This window comes from Cytobacillus stercorigallinarum, from assembly GCF_014836495.1.
GTDB lineage: Bacteria > Bacillota > Bacilli > Bacillales > Cytobacillaceae > Cytobacillus > Cytobacillus stercorigallinarum.
Map to the genome: position 1 here is coordinate 342,138 of NZ_JACSQT010000003.1, position 15,882 is coordinate 358,019.

Annotated in this window: 14 protein-coding genes; 4 read left to right on the forward strand and 10 right to left on the reverse strand. The window is 41.2% G+C overall.

From position 1 onward, the window contains the following. Positions 1-116 precede the first annotated feature (116 nt). Entirely contained in the window at positions 117-1,463 is a 1,347-nt protein-coding gene (locus tag H9655_RS09715; protein ID WP_191813391.1) for a hypothetical protein, read from the forward strand. Here H9655_RS09715 and H9655_RS09720 read toward each other — a convergent pair. The 7 genes from H9655_RS09720 to hpaI form a co-directional block, all read right to left on the reverse strand. Then, positions 1,417-2,928, reverse strand: a complete 1,512-nt coding sequence (locus H9655_RS09720) for a 4-hydroxyphenylacetate 3-hydroxylase family protein (RefSeq protein WP_191813393.1) — start codon at positions 2,926-2,928, stop codon at positions 1,417-1,419. The genes H9655_RS09715 and H9655_RS09720 overlap by 47 nt on opposite strands. A 102-nt stretch (positions 2,929-3,030) precedes the next feature. Then, on the reverse strand, positions 3,031-4,851 hold the full coding sequence (locus H9655_RS09725; protein ID WP_191813396.1) for a XylR N-terminal domain-containing protein: 1,821 nt from the start codon (positions 4,849-4,851) through the stop codon (positions 3,031-3,033). Between the two features lie 99 nt (positions 4,852-4,950). After that, complete coding sequence (locus tag H9655_RS09730) at positions 4,951-5,802, reverse strand: FAD synthetase family protein (protein ID WP_191813398.1); 852 nt, start codon at positions 5,800-5,802, stop codon at positions 4,951-4,953. A 79-nt stretch (positions 5,803-5,881) separates the two neighbouring features. Then, positions 5,882-6,871, reverse strand: coding sequence for a 3,4-dihydroxyphenylacetate 2,3-dioxygenase (gene hpaD, locus H9655_RS09735; RefSeq protein ID WP_191813400.1), 990 nt, complete (start codon positions 6,869-6,871; stop codon positions 5,882-5,884). A 13-nt stretch (positions 6,872-6,884) separates the two neighbouring features. Beyond that, the gene (hpaB, locus tag H9655_RS09740) at positions 6,885-8,357 is read right to left on the reverse strand and encodes a 4-hydroxyphenylacetate 3-monooxygenase, oxygenase component (RefSeq protein ID WP_191813402.1); all 1,473 of its coding nucleotides are present in this window, start codon (positions 8,355-8,357) and stop codon (positions 6,885-6,887) included. Positions 8,358-8,369: 12 nt separating this feature from the next. Beyond that, positions 8,370-9,890 carry a 5-carboxymethyl-2-hydroxymuconate semialdehyde dehydrogenase gene (gene hpaE / locus H9655_RS09745; RefSeq protein ID WP_191813404.1) on the reverse strand — a complete coding sequence of 507 codons (1,521 nt, stop codon included), beginning with the start codon at positions 9,888-9,890 and terminating at the stop codon, positions 8,370-8,372. A 27-nt stretch (positions 9,891-9,917) separates the two neighbouring features. Then, positions 9,918-10,847: a 2,4-dihydroxyhept-2-ene-1,7-dioic acid aldolase gene (gene hpaI, locus H9655_RS09750; RefSeq protein WP_191813406.1), complete on the reverse strand. Its 930-nt coding sequence runs from the start codon at positions 10,845-10,847 to the stop codon at positions 9,918-9,920. A 156-nt stretch (positions 10,848-11,003) separates the two neighbouring features. Here hpaI and H9655_RS09755 point away from each other — a divergent pair, with 156 nt between their 5' ends. After that, positions 11,004-11,891, forward strand: a complete 888-nt coding sequence (locus H9655_RS09755) for a LysR family transcriptional regulator (protein ID WP_191813408.1) — start codon at positions 11,004-11,006, stop codon at positions 11,889-11,891. Positions 11,892-11,970: 79 nt separating this feature from the next. On the opposite strand, the gene H9655_RS22700 is transcribed toward H9655_RS09755, so the two are convergent. The 3 genes from H9655_RS22700 to H9655_RS09765 are packed head-to-tail and all read right to left on the reverse strand — an operon-like array spanning position 11,971 to position 14,026. Then, positions 11,971-12,093 (reverse strand): hypothetical protein, encoded by a 123-nt coding sequence (locus H9655_RS22700; RefSeq protein ID WP_263600746.1) that lies wholly within the window; start codon positions 12,091-12,093, stop codon positions 11,971-11,973. 48 nt (positions 12,094-12,141) lie between these two features. Further along, positions 12,142-13,698 carry a solute symporter family protein gene (locus H9655_RS09760; RefSeq protein ID WP_191813410.1) on the reverse strand — a complete coding sequence of 519 codons (1,557 nt, stop codon included), beginning with the start codon at positions 13,696-13,698 and terminating at the stop codon, positions 12,142-12,144. Between the two features lies 1 nt (position 13,699). Next, complete coding sequence (locus tag H9655_RS09765) at positions 13,700-14,026, reverse strand: DUF485 domain-containing protein (protein WP_191813412.1); 327 nt, start codon at positions 14,024-14,026, stop codon at positions 13,700-13,702. Between the two features lie 306 nt (positions 14,027-14,332). Between H9655_RS09765 and H9655_RS09770 the strand changes: the two genes are divergently transcribed. Both H9655_RS09770 and H9655_RS09775 read left to right on the forward strand, forming a co-directional pair. Beyond that, complete coding sequence (locus tag H9655_RS09770; protein WP_225230528.1) at positions 14,333-15,124, forward strand: fumarylacetoacetate hydrolase family protein; 792 nt, start codon at positions 14,333-14,335, stop codon at positions 15,122-15,124. Beyond that, on the forward strand, positions 15,121-15,873 hold the full coding sequence (locus H9655_RS09775) for a fumarylacetoacetate hydrolase family protein (RefSeq protein WP_191813414.1): 753 nt from the start codon (positions 15,121-15,123) through the stop codon (positions 15,871-15,873). Before H9655_RS09770 ends, H9655_RS09775 begins: the two co-directional genes overlap by 4 nt. Positions 15,874-15,882: the final 9 nt, after the last annotated feature.

A 15,882-nucleotide genomic window follows, 5' to 3' on the forward strand; every position in this document is an offset into this window, starting at 1 on the left:
ATTAGATTTGCTTTTGGTTACGAGTATTCGAGGCTTTAGCCTTAAAACTTTCTTTTCTTTTTGTGTTGCTCATATTTCTGGTGGGGGCTCTGTTTGCTTGGGTTTCCCTTTTTGCGTTGCTCTTATTTCAGGCTGGGACTCCGTTTGCTTGGGTTTCTTCTTTTGCGTTGCTCATTTTTCTGATGGGGACTCTGTTTGCTTTGCTTTCCCCTTTTGCATTGCTCATTTTTCTGGTGGGGGCTTTGTTTGCTTTGCTTTCTATTTTTAAGTTGCTCATTTTTCTGATGGGGACTCTGTTTGCTTTGCTTTCTCCTTTTGCGTTGCTCATATTTCTGGTGGGGGCTTTGTTTGCTTGGGTTTCTTCTTTTGCGTTGCTCATATATCTGGTGGGGGGTCTGTTTGCTTTGCTTTCTCCTTTTGCGTTGCTCATTTTTCTGATGGGGGCTCTATTTGCTTGGCTTTCTCCGTTTGCGTTGCTCATTTTTCTGGTGGGGGCTCTATTTGCTTGGCTTTCCCCTTTTTCGTTGCTCATATTTCTGATGAGGGCTCTATTTGCTTTGCTTTCTCTTTTTTCGTTGCTCATATTTCAGATAGACACTCTGTTTGCTTGGGTTCCCCCTCTTTCATTGCTCATATTTCTGATGGGGACTCTATTTGCTTGGGTTTCCCCTTTTGCGTTGCTCATTTTTCTGGTGGGGGCTTTGTTTGCTTTGCTTTCTATTTTTCCGTTGCTCATTTTTCTGATGGGGACTCTATTTGCTTTGCTTTCTCCTTTTGCGTTGCTCATTTTTCTGATGGGGGCTCTATTTGCTTGGGTTCCCCTTTTTTCGTTGCTCATATTTCTGATGGGGACTCTATTTGCTTTGCTTTCTCTTTTTTCGTTGCTCATATTTCAGCCAGACACTCTATCTGCTTTGATTCCTCCTTTTTCGTTGCTCATACTTCAACTAGACACTCTATCTGCTTCGGTTTCCCCTTTTTCGTTGCTCATACTTCAACTAGACACTCTATCTGCTTCGGTTTCCCCTTTTTCGTTGCTCATACTTCAACCAGACACTCTATCTGCTTTGATTCCTCTTTTATCGTTGCTCATACTTCAACCAGACACTCTATCTGCTTTCATTCCTCTTTTATCGTTGCTCATATTTCAGCCAGACACTCTATTTGCTTTGCTTTCTCTTTTTTCGTTGCTCATATTTCAGCCAGACACTCTATCTGCTTCGGTTTCCTCTTTTACGTTGCTCATATTTCAGCCAGACACTCTATTTGCTTCGGTTTCCCATTTCGCGCCGCTCTCAGCTCTAACTTCCCCCTCCTGTTTCCCGTACAGAATGTTTACTATACTAAACATCATCCCTAACACCACACAAATCCAAAAAAAGCCCACAACTCCACTGCGGGCTCTCATACTAATTATTAATAAAATACTTTTTCTTTCCCACCCGAACCGTTTATCCACGTAGAACCGACCCAGCCATCTAGGTTATAATCGCTTAGTGCTTGATCGACGAAGGATTTGAATTGAGCGGTGTGACCTGCGGCGTCTGCCATTTTCAAGTTGTCTAAGCGGATGCCATCTTGATTACCGGCGTAGTTAATTTCATAGAGTTCATTGCGGCCGCCGAATTCGGTGCCAATGGCATCCCAAACAAGCTTCAATAGTTTGACACGTTCTTCTGCTGTAATCCCGTCCGATCCTTTATAATATTTATCCAAATACGTGCGGATTTCAGGATTTTGGAAATCTTTCGCACTGGAAGGAAGCTGAATCAAACCGCCTGCCACTACTTGCTCGAAGATTTCCTTGATTTTTGGCCAAACAACCGGTGCAAAAGTACGATAAGCGGTGGCATAGGTGCTATTCGGCAACACATATCCCCCCGGCGCTTCTTCTGGATCAAGGGCCATAGCAGTAGAGATCGACCAGAACATATTACGCCAGGCGATGACTTCACCAATACTAGCTTGCACACCACGGAATTGGTGAGATCCGGCTGCTTCCGTTGCCTTCATTAGCAAGCCAACCATAAAGTCTAGCTTAACGGCAAAACGGGTACATCCTTGGAAAGTATAGCGATTGATCCAGCCCGTTTTCGGTCGGAAACCGTTCGTAATTTCTACATTTTTATAAGCCAATACATCTTCCCACGGAATAAAAACATTATCCAACACGATGACGGCATCATTCTCATCAAACCGGCTAGATAGTGGATAATCAAATGGGCTGCCTAATGTTGTAGCGATTTCTTCATAAGATTGACGACTAATGACTTTCAAACCCGGTGCATTCATCGGTACAAAGAAAATCAAGGCGTGGCTCTGATCACCATCCATCACTGGCGCATAGTTAGCGACAAAATTATAATGGGTTAGCGCCGCGGATGTACCGACCATTTTGGCACCGCTTACAATAATGCCATTCTCCTTCTCTTCAACCGCACGTACAAAAACATCCTTATTCTTTTCTAACGGTTGGCCGCGGTCTAATTGTGGATTAACGATGGTGTGATTACAAAAAGGAACATCTTTTTGTGCTTTTTTGTACCATCTTCTGGCATTGTCTTCAAACCCTTTATAAAAGTCAGCATAAGGTCCAAGTGATCCGGTAAATGCTGCCTTATAGTCTGGTGTTCTGCCCATGAATCCATAGCTCATTCGTGACCACTCGGCCATGGCATCTCTTGCCTCGAGCAATTCTTGCGCATTTTTTGATCCTTTGAAGAACTTATGGGTACGGAAGCCAAATTCAGACTCAGTTGTTAGGACGGGTGCCGTACTCGGATCATGTAACGCATCATACATTCGCGCGATTGACCTTGCTGCATTGCGATAAGCTGGATGGGTGGTCACATCCTTGACTGTTTCTCCATTTAAATAAACCACACGGCCATCACGTAGACTCTCTAAATATTCTTTACCAGTTAGCATAGTGAAACCCTCCATTTATTTATTTGTTTATTAATAAAAGGATAACAAGGGTTTCTACAACAATACTTGCTTATAAATTTAAGCGTTTTCACATCTTTTTGTCTAAAAAATTTCTAGATCACCATTAACGATTAAGATTTGTAGTGTTAAGTATAGTTGGTAACCATATGAAGGGTCCCGTACGTCCTTCCCTAATAAGGTTTCTATCTTCTTCACACGATAACGTAAACCACTCATCGATAAAGATAAATCTTCCATCGTTTTTTCTAAATTACATGCGTTCGAAAGAAAATAGTACAGTGTTTTCAATAAAGATAATTGGTCATTCTTATACGTCAACAACGGTTCCAACGTGTCTTTAGCTTTTTTCAAAATGGTTCCATTCCCACTTGTTTGAATAAGCATTCCGACAACGCCCACTTCTTCAAACGAAACAAATGGATGGGAACTAGTGGCAAGACTGAGTGACGTTAACGACTCTTCATAGTGAGTTGCTGCTTTACCGATATTTTCAGCGCGCGCACTCATGCCTATTTTTATCAGGATGGAAGGAAAAGCTCTTTTCACCGCTCTCAGCAACCTGAGCGACTGCTCTTTCATTGATTCCGTTTGCGAAGGCTGCATTAAAAAAATAATTTGTCCATTTCGTTGACCAATTAATGTACCATCGTCTTTCTGAAAATATTTGAACATAAATGCTAGCAACTGCTCATGGAAAAACAGTTCGTTGTCCTCTGAGGATGTCTTCTGCACATAACGCATAGCTAATATGTAATAAGGGCGATCTAAATAAATGTTTAGATACCTCCCTTTTTGTAAAACATCACTTACTGCCTGATATTGTCCATTCAATATTTGTTCTAAAAAATGCCCCTTCATCCGTTCCATCGCTTCGAAAGACGTTTTCTCATTTAACATAAATAACGAACAAGCCGTCGCCACTCGTTCTAGTATCATTTCGTCTACAACTGCCGGTTGCTTTTCTCCCTTTTGGTAAATAAAAGAACAGTAGCCGAACGTCTTTTTCTCCAGTCGTATCGGTGTAATCATACGTTTATATTCCTCATACTCAAAAAGCTCCGTATGCTGAACGCCTTGCCTTTCTATTGGCAATCCTTCTACCATGCCAACGACAGCAAGAGGCTTGTGGTCAGCATCTTCTATCAAAATGGAGATACCGGTTTTTTCATAAAGTACGAGGGCAATAGAAGTCAGGTCACTTCCTTTCGTTAGTTCATCCATTAATAGCTTATGTAAGGTGAGGGTCGTCTGGAGATTATTCCTTTCTTCTAGAAGGTTTTCGTAGGTTTGTTCTAATTCATCAACGATTGTATGATTTTCGTAGTAATGTAGTTCCTCACGAATAGTGTCATCCCAATCGTGTAACGATTTCCCGATATAATGGCAAGTTTGTGCCCCATTTGCTTTGCATGATTGTTCTTTAAAAATAACGGTATGACCGCAAATACTAGAATAATAGCCGCTTGCATAACCAATAAGCGTATAACAAATGGGCTGTTCAGCTGGGCCTGATTGCGTAAGATGTTCTTCTGCTTCATACGAACTTAACCAATCACCTGCTACATGAACGGATTTTACCGTACCATCTGCTTGCTGATCTATATGTAAATAAGAGGTTTTTACCTTCGTATACCCTTTCATCATATGCAAAATCGGACCTTGGCTCAAAATTTCCCGAATGGACGAAAACGGTTGTTCCAGTACTCTTTTCGCATCGTTTATCCCAAGGTTCCAACCATACCTTATGAGAAATCCTTTCATTCGATCTAAACCAATATTTTTAATCAAATCTTTACGTAAAGTACCGAATACTGAGGATGAAGTAATAATGACGCGCTCGGTGTCCAAATAGATGGACCCATTATGATTGTTTACTATCATTGTCGGATTCTGCTGACTCATAACATACACCCTTCCTTATTGAAGTTATCCATTCATTCTCGTCTCAACCTGTATTTCCCTTCTTTTTCCACAAAAGAAAATAGAGTACCAATCAGTACCCTAAGTTGCAGCCTGTTCAAAGGCTATATCATCTGCATATGAAAGAAAATGAATAGTTACTTCTTCGTAAGTCAATGCTAGCTGTGGTTTTTTTACGAAAAATTTCAATGTTGATGTTGAAGGGTTAGAGACTTCCAATAGGCCGGATAATTCATCACTATCCATCACGAGAGCGGCGTGGTACAAGCCCGTTTTTGGTAAAAAATAAGTGGGATCGATCTGAATACACAGTACGAATTCGCTTGCATCCGGTCGGTAATGGTAACATAGTTTGCCGCGAACAGAATAATAAGCTGCCAAGTAATTCGGGATTGTCTGTACATCTCCACTTTGAAGAAGATGGCGAATGGCTGTTGAGCTTATTTTATGATGATGATGCTCATATTTTTCCACAGTCGTTACCGAAAAGCGTCCGTCGCTATCTTGTTCCAGTTGCTTCATATTGCCTTTTCCTTTAAATCCATAGGTAAAATCAAAACCGGCCACCACATGTGCACATGCAAGACCAACGATATACCGCTCAACAAATTGTGTATGAGTAATGCGTGAAAATTGAAGATTAAATTGAACAATATAAAGTTTTTCTACACCTAATCGCTTGAAAATTTCTATTTTCATGGGGAGCGGTGTTATATACTTATCAATTGTTTGAGCGTGTGGGATGCATTGACTAGGATGAGGGAAGAACGTCATGACAGAAAACGTCAGATTTTTTTCTGTAGCCATTCTCTTAGCTGTTTCTAACAAACGCCTATGTCCTTTATGTACGCCATCAAAAAATCCTAAGGCAAGAACACATGATGTTACGTTGTGAAGGTTCATCGTTTTTTCATTTAAGTGATAGATTTCCATGCTTATACCTCCTAACGAGTGAACGCGCTCCGGCCAAAGAGCAGTAGGCGAGTCCTCTTATAAAGACTCGCTACTTGTATTACACAATAAATATCGGTTTCGCCTGCTTTAGTTTCCCTGCTACGGTTTCAAGCGGTTTGCCAGTGTGTACATCTAGAACGGTTGATGCTTCATTAAACCAGCAGTCCGGTGCTTCAGCGCCCCAAAATGTTTGGCGACGTTTGTCGTTGAGTTCCCAGCGGATTGGTTTGAAGTCAGGATCACTCGTTAAATAATCGCCATTATATAGTTCGATACGATGGCCATCTGGGTCTCTTAAATAGAGGAAGAAGGCATTGGATAAACCGTGTCTTGCTGGACCGCGTTCAATATTTTCTGCATAACCGAGTGCTGCTAGCACATCACAACCATGGATTAGACTCATCGGATCACTTAACCAGTAAGCAATATGATGTACTCTTGGGCCATTCCCATTCATAAATGCCACATCATGCACAGACGGTTTCCGGTGAATCCAGGCTGCCCAGATTTTATCATCTTCAGTTGCCGTGTATTCTGAACAGGAGAAACCGAGATCTTTAGTATAAAAATCATAAGCGGCTTCCACATCAGAGACCATATTATTGAAATGGTCAATCCGTTGGGCTTTTGCGCCTTGATATAAGTCGTAGCGCTGTAATAGGCGTTCCACTGTATCCATTTTCGCAAAGAATTCTAAGGGAATTCCGCTGACATCCTGTACGCGTAAGGCTCTGCCTATTGCATGTTGGCTACCTTCTTCTAGCCATTTCGTTTTCATTCCGCGTTTTTCAAATAAAGCAGCTAATGCATCGAGATCTGCTTCTGAGCGCACTTTATAGCTTGTTACTTCGACATGTGGTGCGTCTGCTTTCTTCAACACTAAACTATGATGAACATGTTCCTCTAAACCCCTTAAATAAATCGTATTTTCATCAGATTCGGTTTCAACTAAACCAAGCCCTTTTATATAAAAATCACGAGACCGCTCTAAATCAGTCACATGTAAAACCGCTCTTGCCGTGCGAATAATATCAAAATCTACACTCATCACGCGCTCCCCCTTATACGTTTAAAAACTTTGAATTAGACCCTTTGCCTAAAAATTCTTGGACTCTGACCTTTAACTCATCCTTTGCTTGATAATTATCAAAGTATGTCATCCCCATACGGATAGGATCGCCGAAGAAGTAGTATTCATAATGCATCTGCCTGCTGCCAAATGCACTCATCGTGATATCCCAAGCTAACCTAAATAGTTGGACTCTCTCGTAACCTTCTAGATTTTTTCCTTGTAATCCACGGTGAATAATATCGCCAATTTCTTCATTTTGGAAATCCGCTTGTGTCGGAATACCCATTAATCCAGATGCACCTAGTACACGCAGAATTTCAATGAGACGTGGATAAACTCTTGGATACCAGTTACGTGCAGCATCGAGTGCCTCGTAATCAGGTGTCATCGTCCCCCACTTATCGAGCTTTGCATTATGTTCAGCACGGTACATATGAGATTTCATTGTTTCAAGTGCCAACATGATTTCTGTTCCTTTGTCTTTCACATGTTGGAAACCATCAATACCGATAGCATCCATCATCGACAAAGCCACGCCAAGTATAAATTCCGTCTTGATAATATTTTTGGAGACAACTTGGTGCGACATATGCACGACTGCATTTGTTTCGCGGAAAGTGCGGTTACAAATCGATGAATTCCCGCACACAAATACGCGCTCCCAAGGCACAAAAACATTTTCAAATGAAACAATCGCATCCCCTTCTTCAAAACGGGAACTAAGTGGATGGTCAAAACTGTTTTTACCGTAATCAAATGATTCCCTGCTAATGAATTTTAAACCTGGAGTATTATTTGGAATGGCAAAGGCGAGTGAGTACGGATCATCTAGTTCACCCGCTTTTTTCACCGTAGATGGAAACACGAGAATCTCATCAGTGATGCCGCCTTGCGTCGCTAATAAACGGATACCATCCACATATATCCCTTCATCTGTTTTCTTCACTAAATGGAGAGCGACATTAGCATCCTTCTGTTCATGTTGTGCCTTAGCACGGTTCACTTGTGGATGAATCAATGTATGAGTCAAGCTAATATCATTTTCTCTAGCAAACTCGTAATACTTACGGGCATTTTCTGCGAACATCGGGTCTGCCTCAGCAAATAGACTATTAGCTACACCCATCGCCATCACTTCTGCATTCAAGTAATCTGGTGATCGTCCCATCATACCGCCAGATGTGAGGGCCCACTCTTGAATGGCTTCACGTCTTTTTATTACATCTTCAATCGTTTTTGGTTGCAGCCAAGTCATGCCTACTTGTTCACCTGTTGTCGGTGATGTGTAAAGCATTTTCTCCGGTTTTTCAAACTGCAAATCGTATAGGTTCGCCATTGATTTCACGACACCTTTTAAACTGGGATGTGTTGTTACATCTTGCACTCTTTCGCCGTGCAAATAAATATTATTGCTTGCTGTTTGTAGCCGCTCAATATATTGCTTCCCATTCTTTGCCCCCATCTATTCCCCTCCTTATTTTTTCTTACCGAATTGTGGAATATGGTGATCACTGATGGCGACATGAATGACTTTAGGTTCTGTATAAAACTCGAAAATGGCATAATGTCCACCTTCTCTGCCGATACCACTCGCCTTCGTTCCACCAAACGGAATGCGTAAATCCCGTGTATTTTGTGAATTAATCCAAATCATTCCTGCCTCTACAGCTTGGGCCACGCGGTGACCACGCTTAATATCATTCGTCCAAACGAACCCAGCTAAGCCGTATTTAACGTCGTTCGCCACTTTGATGACCTCTTCTTCTGTTTCAAATTCAATTACAGCCATCACTGGTCCGAAAATTTCTTCCTGACAAACCTTCATATCATTCGTCGCATTTAATAATAAAGTAGGCGGAACATAGTTACCGGCAGAGAATGCTGCTGGCACGTCCCCTTGGAAAACGTCACAACCTTCTTCTCCCGCGATTTCAATATATTTTTTCACTTTGTTATAATGGGCCGTTTCAATCAGCGGGCCAAGTTCAGTGGACTTATCCATCGGATCACCAACGACAATGTTCTTCACCCGTTCTTTAAGTGCTGCAACGAACTTTTCTTTAATATTTTTGTGTAAAAACACGCGGGAATTCGATGTACAGCGCTCACCATTAAACGAGAATATCCCCCAAACAGCTGCATCAAGGGCGCGATCTAAATCGGCATCCTCAAAAACAATCAACGGTGATTTCCCCCCTAATTCCATTGAGGTTTTCTTCAACGTATCGGCAGCATTTTTAATAATGGTCGAGCCAGTCGTTGTTTCACCCGTAAATGAAATCGCTTCCACATCAGGATGACGAACAAGCGCATCACCGGCCGTTTCCCCGAAACCGTGGACAATATTGAATACCCCTTTCGGCAAACCGGCTTTTTGTATCACTTCAGCCAGTTTATTTGCCGTTAAAGGAGATAGCTCCGCAGGTTTAAGGACGACTGTATTCCCAGTCGCTAAAGCAGGCGCCACCTTCCATGTTTCTAACATAAACGGCGCATTCCACGGAGTAATTAACCCCACCACCCCAAGCGGTTTATAGATTGTGTAATTGATAAATTCATCGTCCACTTGATAAGCCTCACCATGCAAGGTAGATTCAACCATTTTCGCGTAAAATCGGAAGTTCATCGCCGCACGTGCTGCTTGTTTTTTCGTTTGACTGATCGGTAACCCTGTATCAATCGCTTCTAATCTCGCAATCTCTTCCGCTTCTTCATCAATAAGGTCAGCGATGCGGTTAATATAAACCATACGCTCTGAGATTTTCATTGTTTTCCAAGTCGTATCAAAAGCGGTTTTCGCACTTTCTACCGCGGCATCAATATCTTCCTTCCTACCTTCAGCTACAAGATTAATCGTTTCATTCGTAAAAGGACTTAAATTGGCAAACGTTTTCTTTGAAACACTATCAACAAATTCACCGTTGATAAACAGCGATACGTCCTCAACAGCTAGATTTTGTGTCGGTTGGTTCGTCTCGGTTACATGATTGGCCATATTGATTCACTCCTTTTTAAAATCGGCTTACTTCTGCACGACACCGCCTGGAAGCTCTACATATTGTTTTAATACTTCTGCAATTTCATCTTGTAAGCTCTTCGTTGGTAAATCCATTGGCAATCTGAGAACGGGCTTAATTTTGCCCATTTGACCTAGCGCTGCTTTTAATGGGGCAGGGTTCGTATCTTTGAACAAAACATCATTTAACTCCATGAGTTCGTAATGCAAGTTTTGAGATTGCTCGACATCGCCATTTTTCCATGCATCATAAATCGCTGCCACTTTATCAGGAACAATATTTGCTGTTGCACTAATATGTCCCGCGCCACCAATGGCCAGCATCGGGTAACAGAGGAGTTCAATTCCTGAATAGAGTAGGAAGTCACGACCGCAATTTAGTAACACACGATTCACATGTTCGAAATCTTTATTTGATTCTTTTACACCAATAATATTTGGACAATCTTTACTTAACTTCGCAAGTGTTTCCACATGCATATTTGTTCCTGTTCGACCTGGGATGTTATATACAATAAGGGGAAGATCAGGTACAGAGTCAGCGACGAGCTTAAAATGTTTATATAACGCATGTTGCGAAGGCTTATTATAATAAGGAACGATAATAAGGGCAGCGTCTGCACCCATTTCTTCTGCTTTCTTCGTTAAATACAACGTTTCTTGATGGTTTGTTGAGCCTGTACCTGGTACAAATGGTACTCTTCCGTTAATCGTTTCTTTTGCCACTTCCATCACTTTGATTCGTTCATCGATTGTCAATGAACTTGGTTCTCCAGTTGTTCCCGTAACAGAAATGCCATGACTTCCGCTTTCAATATGCCAATGGATGAGTTTTTTAAATGATTCAAAGTCTATCGATTCATCTTCATGAAATGGTGTAATAATCGGGGCAATCGAACCTCTTAATCTTTGTTTTACTTCTGCAAACTTCGTCATTTACAAACACTCCTTCTTTTTATTTAGTTCTGAAATTTTAGAATATTTTTACTGTAAGCTCTTTCAATTGCAGTTTAACATGTGTTAGATTATATAAAAAATATTGTTTTTGTTTGTTTTGGATATAAAAAAAGTATAGTTTCAAGGAGGCGCAATATGGACATAAAGCAGCTGCAATACTTTTGTACAATTGTTCAAGAAGGGCAAATCACTCGAGCAGCAAAGAAGTTACATATGGCACAACCACCACTTAGTCACCAGCTGAAACAGTTAGAAGATGAACTAGAAGTCAAATTATTCGATCGCATCGGCAGGAAAATGGAACTGACCAAATCAGGCAGGGTCCTTTATGAACGCGCCTTGCAAATATTATCTGAGTTAGATGAGGCAAAAAATGAAGTCAAAGAAACAAATGAAGGCATAAAAGGAAAATTGGCTATCGGCGCGAGCAAATCATGTTTCGCCTTTTTACCCGATCGCCTGCGTGCTTTTCGTGAAAAATACCCTCTCGTTACTTTTCAGTTAAGAGAAGGTGACACATACTACATTGGCGAGCTGCTGAAGAATCGTGAAATCGAACTAGCTGTCACTCGCCTCCCACTAGAGATGGATGATATTGAGATGATTCGTTTTCCGACAGAACCATACGTCCTCGTCATCCCGGAATCATGGCAACAACATATCCACAACAAGACCTCAATCAGAATGAAAGATATCAAAAACTTCCCATTACTCTTACTCCATCGCATCAATGGCAAAGGTCAATTCGAAATCGTCACAAATGAATGCCGACGTCACGGCTTCGAACCGAAAGTGATTTTGGAGTGTCCTGATGCCTCTATGCTATTATCCCTTGTGAGTGCCGGTGTTGGCGCAACGATTGTGCCTAAATCTACACTGCAATCCTATTATGCAGACAAGACGATGGTCGTAGAACTAGAAGATGCAACCATCCAATCAGAATCAGCCATTATCTGGTTGAAAAATCGTTACCTCTCCAAAAGTGCGAGTCGGATGATAGAGACCTTTCAAACAAACGTTTGATTGAATTGGGTGAGATAGGTTGATAGAGTAGTTTTTTGAGATGGGTATATTTGGTTTCGAACGGGGGGAAAGGGGATTTTCACAGTTCCTTTTTACCGGTGATTTTTTTCGATTCGCTTGGTAAACTGAGAGCAACAATTTCTCTTTTTGCGTCGCTCTCATCCCCCGCTCTTCCTACAAGAGCCGTAACATCTCTCCTCATAAAAAAACAAGATACCCGCCAACAACCAGGCATCTCGTTCACCAATATTTAATGTTTAATTACACCTTTCACATCGCTACCTGTATGTGATTTTACTAATATTTCTGTATAGCGATCTTCTTCCAAAGCTGCTTTCTTGGCACCAATTTTTGTCCCGATGTAACAAGCTAAGAAACCAAGTGGGATGGAAACGATACCTGGTGAAGAAAGCGGGAAGATAGCTTCACCTGTTAGGAGTGCCGCACCTGGTACAGGATTCCACACATTTGGGCTTAAGGCAACGAGTGTAAGCGTCCCCAGTAAACCGACCAACATCCCGAAAACCGCCCCCGTTTTATTAAACTTTCGCCAGAATACCGTAAATAAAATAACTGGAAGATTCGAGCTTGCTGCCAAAGTAAAAGCAAGGGAAGCTAAGAAAGCAACATTGAAGCTTTGTAAAGAAAGGGAGAGTACGATGGATACCGCCGTAATCACTATTGAAGCTAAGCGAACCATGGTCATTTGCTGTTTCTCTGTCGCTTGTCCATTTTTGAAAATTTCATTATACAAATCATGAGAGAACGCAGCTGCCCCTGTCACAACAATCCCCGCTACAACTGCTAGAATCGTTGCAAATGAAACCGCTGAAATGAAGGCAAACATCAAATCCCCACCAACAAGTTGCGCCAATAATGGTGCCGCCATATTACCGGCTGGATTGGCTTCAATAATGGTTGGCATTCCTACTAACTTCGCCGCACCAAATCCTAAGAAGATCACCATAAAATGAAAACACCCCATAATCCACATGACCCAAACAACGGACTTACGCGCAACTTGGGCATTTGGAACAGTCAAGAATCTGACTAAAATATGCGGTAAGCCTGCCGCCCCAAGCAACAACCCTAACACCAATGAGGCTGCATCCAATCCGCTTAAATACTTTACCCCAGGGTTCAAGAAATCGGCTCCAACTGGTGTAGCAGTTTTCATCTCAGCAAACATCCCAATGAAGTTAAAATTAAATTGCCACATCACCATGATAAACAAAATAAAGGTTCCGCCCACGAGTAATATCGCCTTAATAATCTGGACCCAGCTCGTTGCCGTCATTCCACCGAAGAGTACAAATGTGAGCATACCAATACCAACAATAATGATTGAGATATGAAATGGAATACCTAATAACAATTTGAACAAAGCACCAGCCGCAACCAATTGGCCAAGCATATAAAAAATGGATATAACAATTGTGTTAATGGCAGTGACCGCGCGCACCTGCTTGAAACGGTAACGTGCAGTAATCATGTCACCTAATGTGTACTTACCTAAGTTACGTAAAGGTTCAGCTACTAAAAATAAAATCACTAAGAAGGATAGTAATGCAGGATACATAAGGAAGAATCCATCGAAACCTGACAAAGCAAAGGCGCCAATTAATCCTAAAAAGGTCGAGGCAGACATAAAGTCACCTGCTAAAGCCAAACCATTTTGCCTAGCAGTTAATCCACCGCCTGCTGTATAAAAAGAGCCAGCCGTTTTTGTTTTTTTCGAAGCGAAATACGTTATTAGCAAGGTGCCAATAGTAATAATTGAAAAAAGTATAATAACCTGCATATCCATGTTATACATTCTCCCTTTCTAATATACTTTTCACCACTTCATCAAAATGAGCGGCTCGTTTCACATAAACATTGCACACCCAAAGGGAAACAGGGATAAAAGAAACACCATATAACCAAGCAAGTGTCACTTCTCCAAAAACATGGACATTTAATACATCCGTGTACAGAGCTAAAAAGGGCAAAAGTAATGAGTAACCAACATAGAACAGTGTATACGAGAGAATAAACTTTTTCTTTTCTGCCATTAACACTCGAAATTCATCCATCTCTGCTATTCGATCATATTTAGTTACATGGGAATGATGATTGCGCACTTCATTTTGCATAGACTATCACATCCTTATTTAATTACTTATCTAAAAATTCAGTCTATTAATTTGAAAGCCTTTTCAAAAACACTCTATCATGACCGTCCAAAATTAGAAAAATACCAATTTCATTGGTTTCTAATATAAAAAAAGTATAGATCTCCCAGATCATCTTGCGAAAACCCCTCTGCTCCTTACTCTCTCTATTCTTTACGTTAAATCGTTACATCAGTAAATAACTAATTGACTATTTTAATAATTTGAAAAATAACTCGTAATCTATTATGATTTAATCACCATTTTGTTGAAGGAGTGTTGAATCCATTGATAAAAGCAATGATGAGATATAATGGACAATTGATTTTACAAGAAGTTCTTGTCGAACCTACTAAACAGTTAATAACCATTGGAGAAGAAACAACCCCAATGGACCAGCTTGACGTCCTTCCCCCTGTATCAGGAACAATTTATGGAACACTACTTAACTACAAAGGTGAGCTAGAAGCACTCGGTTCAGCTATTTATGAAAGCCCTTACCAACAACCACCGAAAGCACCAATTCTTTATATCAAACCAGTCAATACAATCAACAACCATCAAGCGACCATTCCTTTGCCACAAGAAGAAGATTCCTTACAAATAGGTGCTGCTCTTGCAGTAGTCATCGGTAAAAAAGCAAGTAAAGTCTCAAAAAAAGAAGTACGGGATTATATTTTGGGCTACACAGTCGCCAACGATGTCAGTATCCCACACAGCAGTGTGTATCGTCCTGCCATCAAAGAAAAAGCAAGAGATGGATTTTGCCCTATTGGACCTTGGATTGTTGAAAATGAGGAAATACCAAACCCTGATGATTTAGACATTACTGTCCATATTAACGGCGAGTTAAAGCAGCAGCAAACAACAAGAAACTTAATCCGCTCTGTCGACGAGCTGATTGCAGAAGTTACTTCCTTTATGACCTTGTATGAAGGAGATACATTACTGATCGGTGTACCAGAGAACCCACCTCTTGCTCGTAATGGGGATGTTGTTAAAATAACGATTGCTGGCATCGGCTCACTTGAAAACCAAGTGGTTGTCACAAAACAAGCTGTAAAGGAGAATACGATATGAAAACCGCACGTGTCGCTTATCAAGGAAATATTCATGAGGCCACAGAATGGGACGGTAAGCTACAATTAGATACTGGCGCCACCGTTTCAGAGGATGATGTCGTTTGGCTTCCTCCTATTGTGCCACAAACAATTTTTGCACTAGGACTCAACTATGCTGATCACGCGGCAGAGCTTGCTTTTAACGCACCGAAAGAGCCACTTGTTTTTTTAAAAGGACCTAATACACTTATCGGTCATAACGGGGAAACTTTTCGCCCTGCCGATGTCACCTATATGCATTATGAATGTGAGCTAGCAGTTGTGATTGGCCGATCTGGTAAAAACATTCAAGAGAAGGATGCATATGACTATATCGCTGGGTATACCGTGGCCAATGATTATGCCATCCGCGATTATTTGGAAAACTACTATCGCCCGAACTTACGTGTGAAAAATCGTGATACATTGACACCGCTCGGCCCCTGGTTTGTCAGCGCAGATGAAATAAAAGATCCAATGAATCTCGCATTACGCACCTATGTAAATGACAAAATCGTCCAAGAAGGAACAACGAAAGATATGATTTTTAGTATTCCAAAGCTCATCGCTTATTTAAGCAGTTTCATGACACTCAATAAAAACGATATCATTCTCACTGGGACGCCAAAAGGTTCAGTCGATACGAAAGTGGGCGACACGGTCATCACTGAAATCGAAGGCATCGGTCGACTCAAGAACACCATTGTTAGTGAACCGGTCTATCAGTAAAAGGAGGAT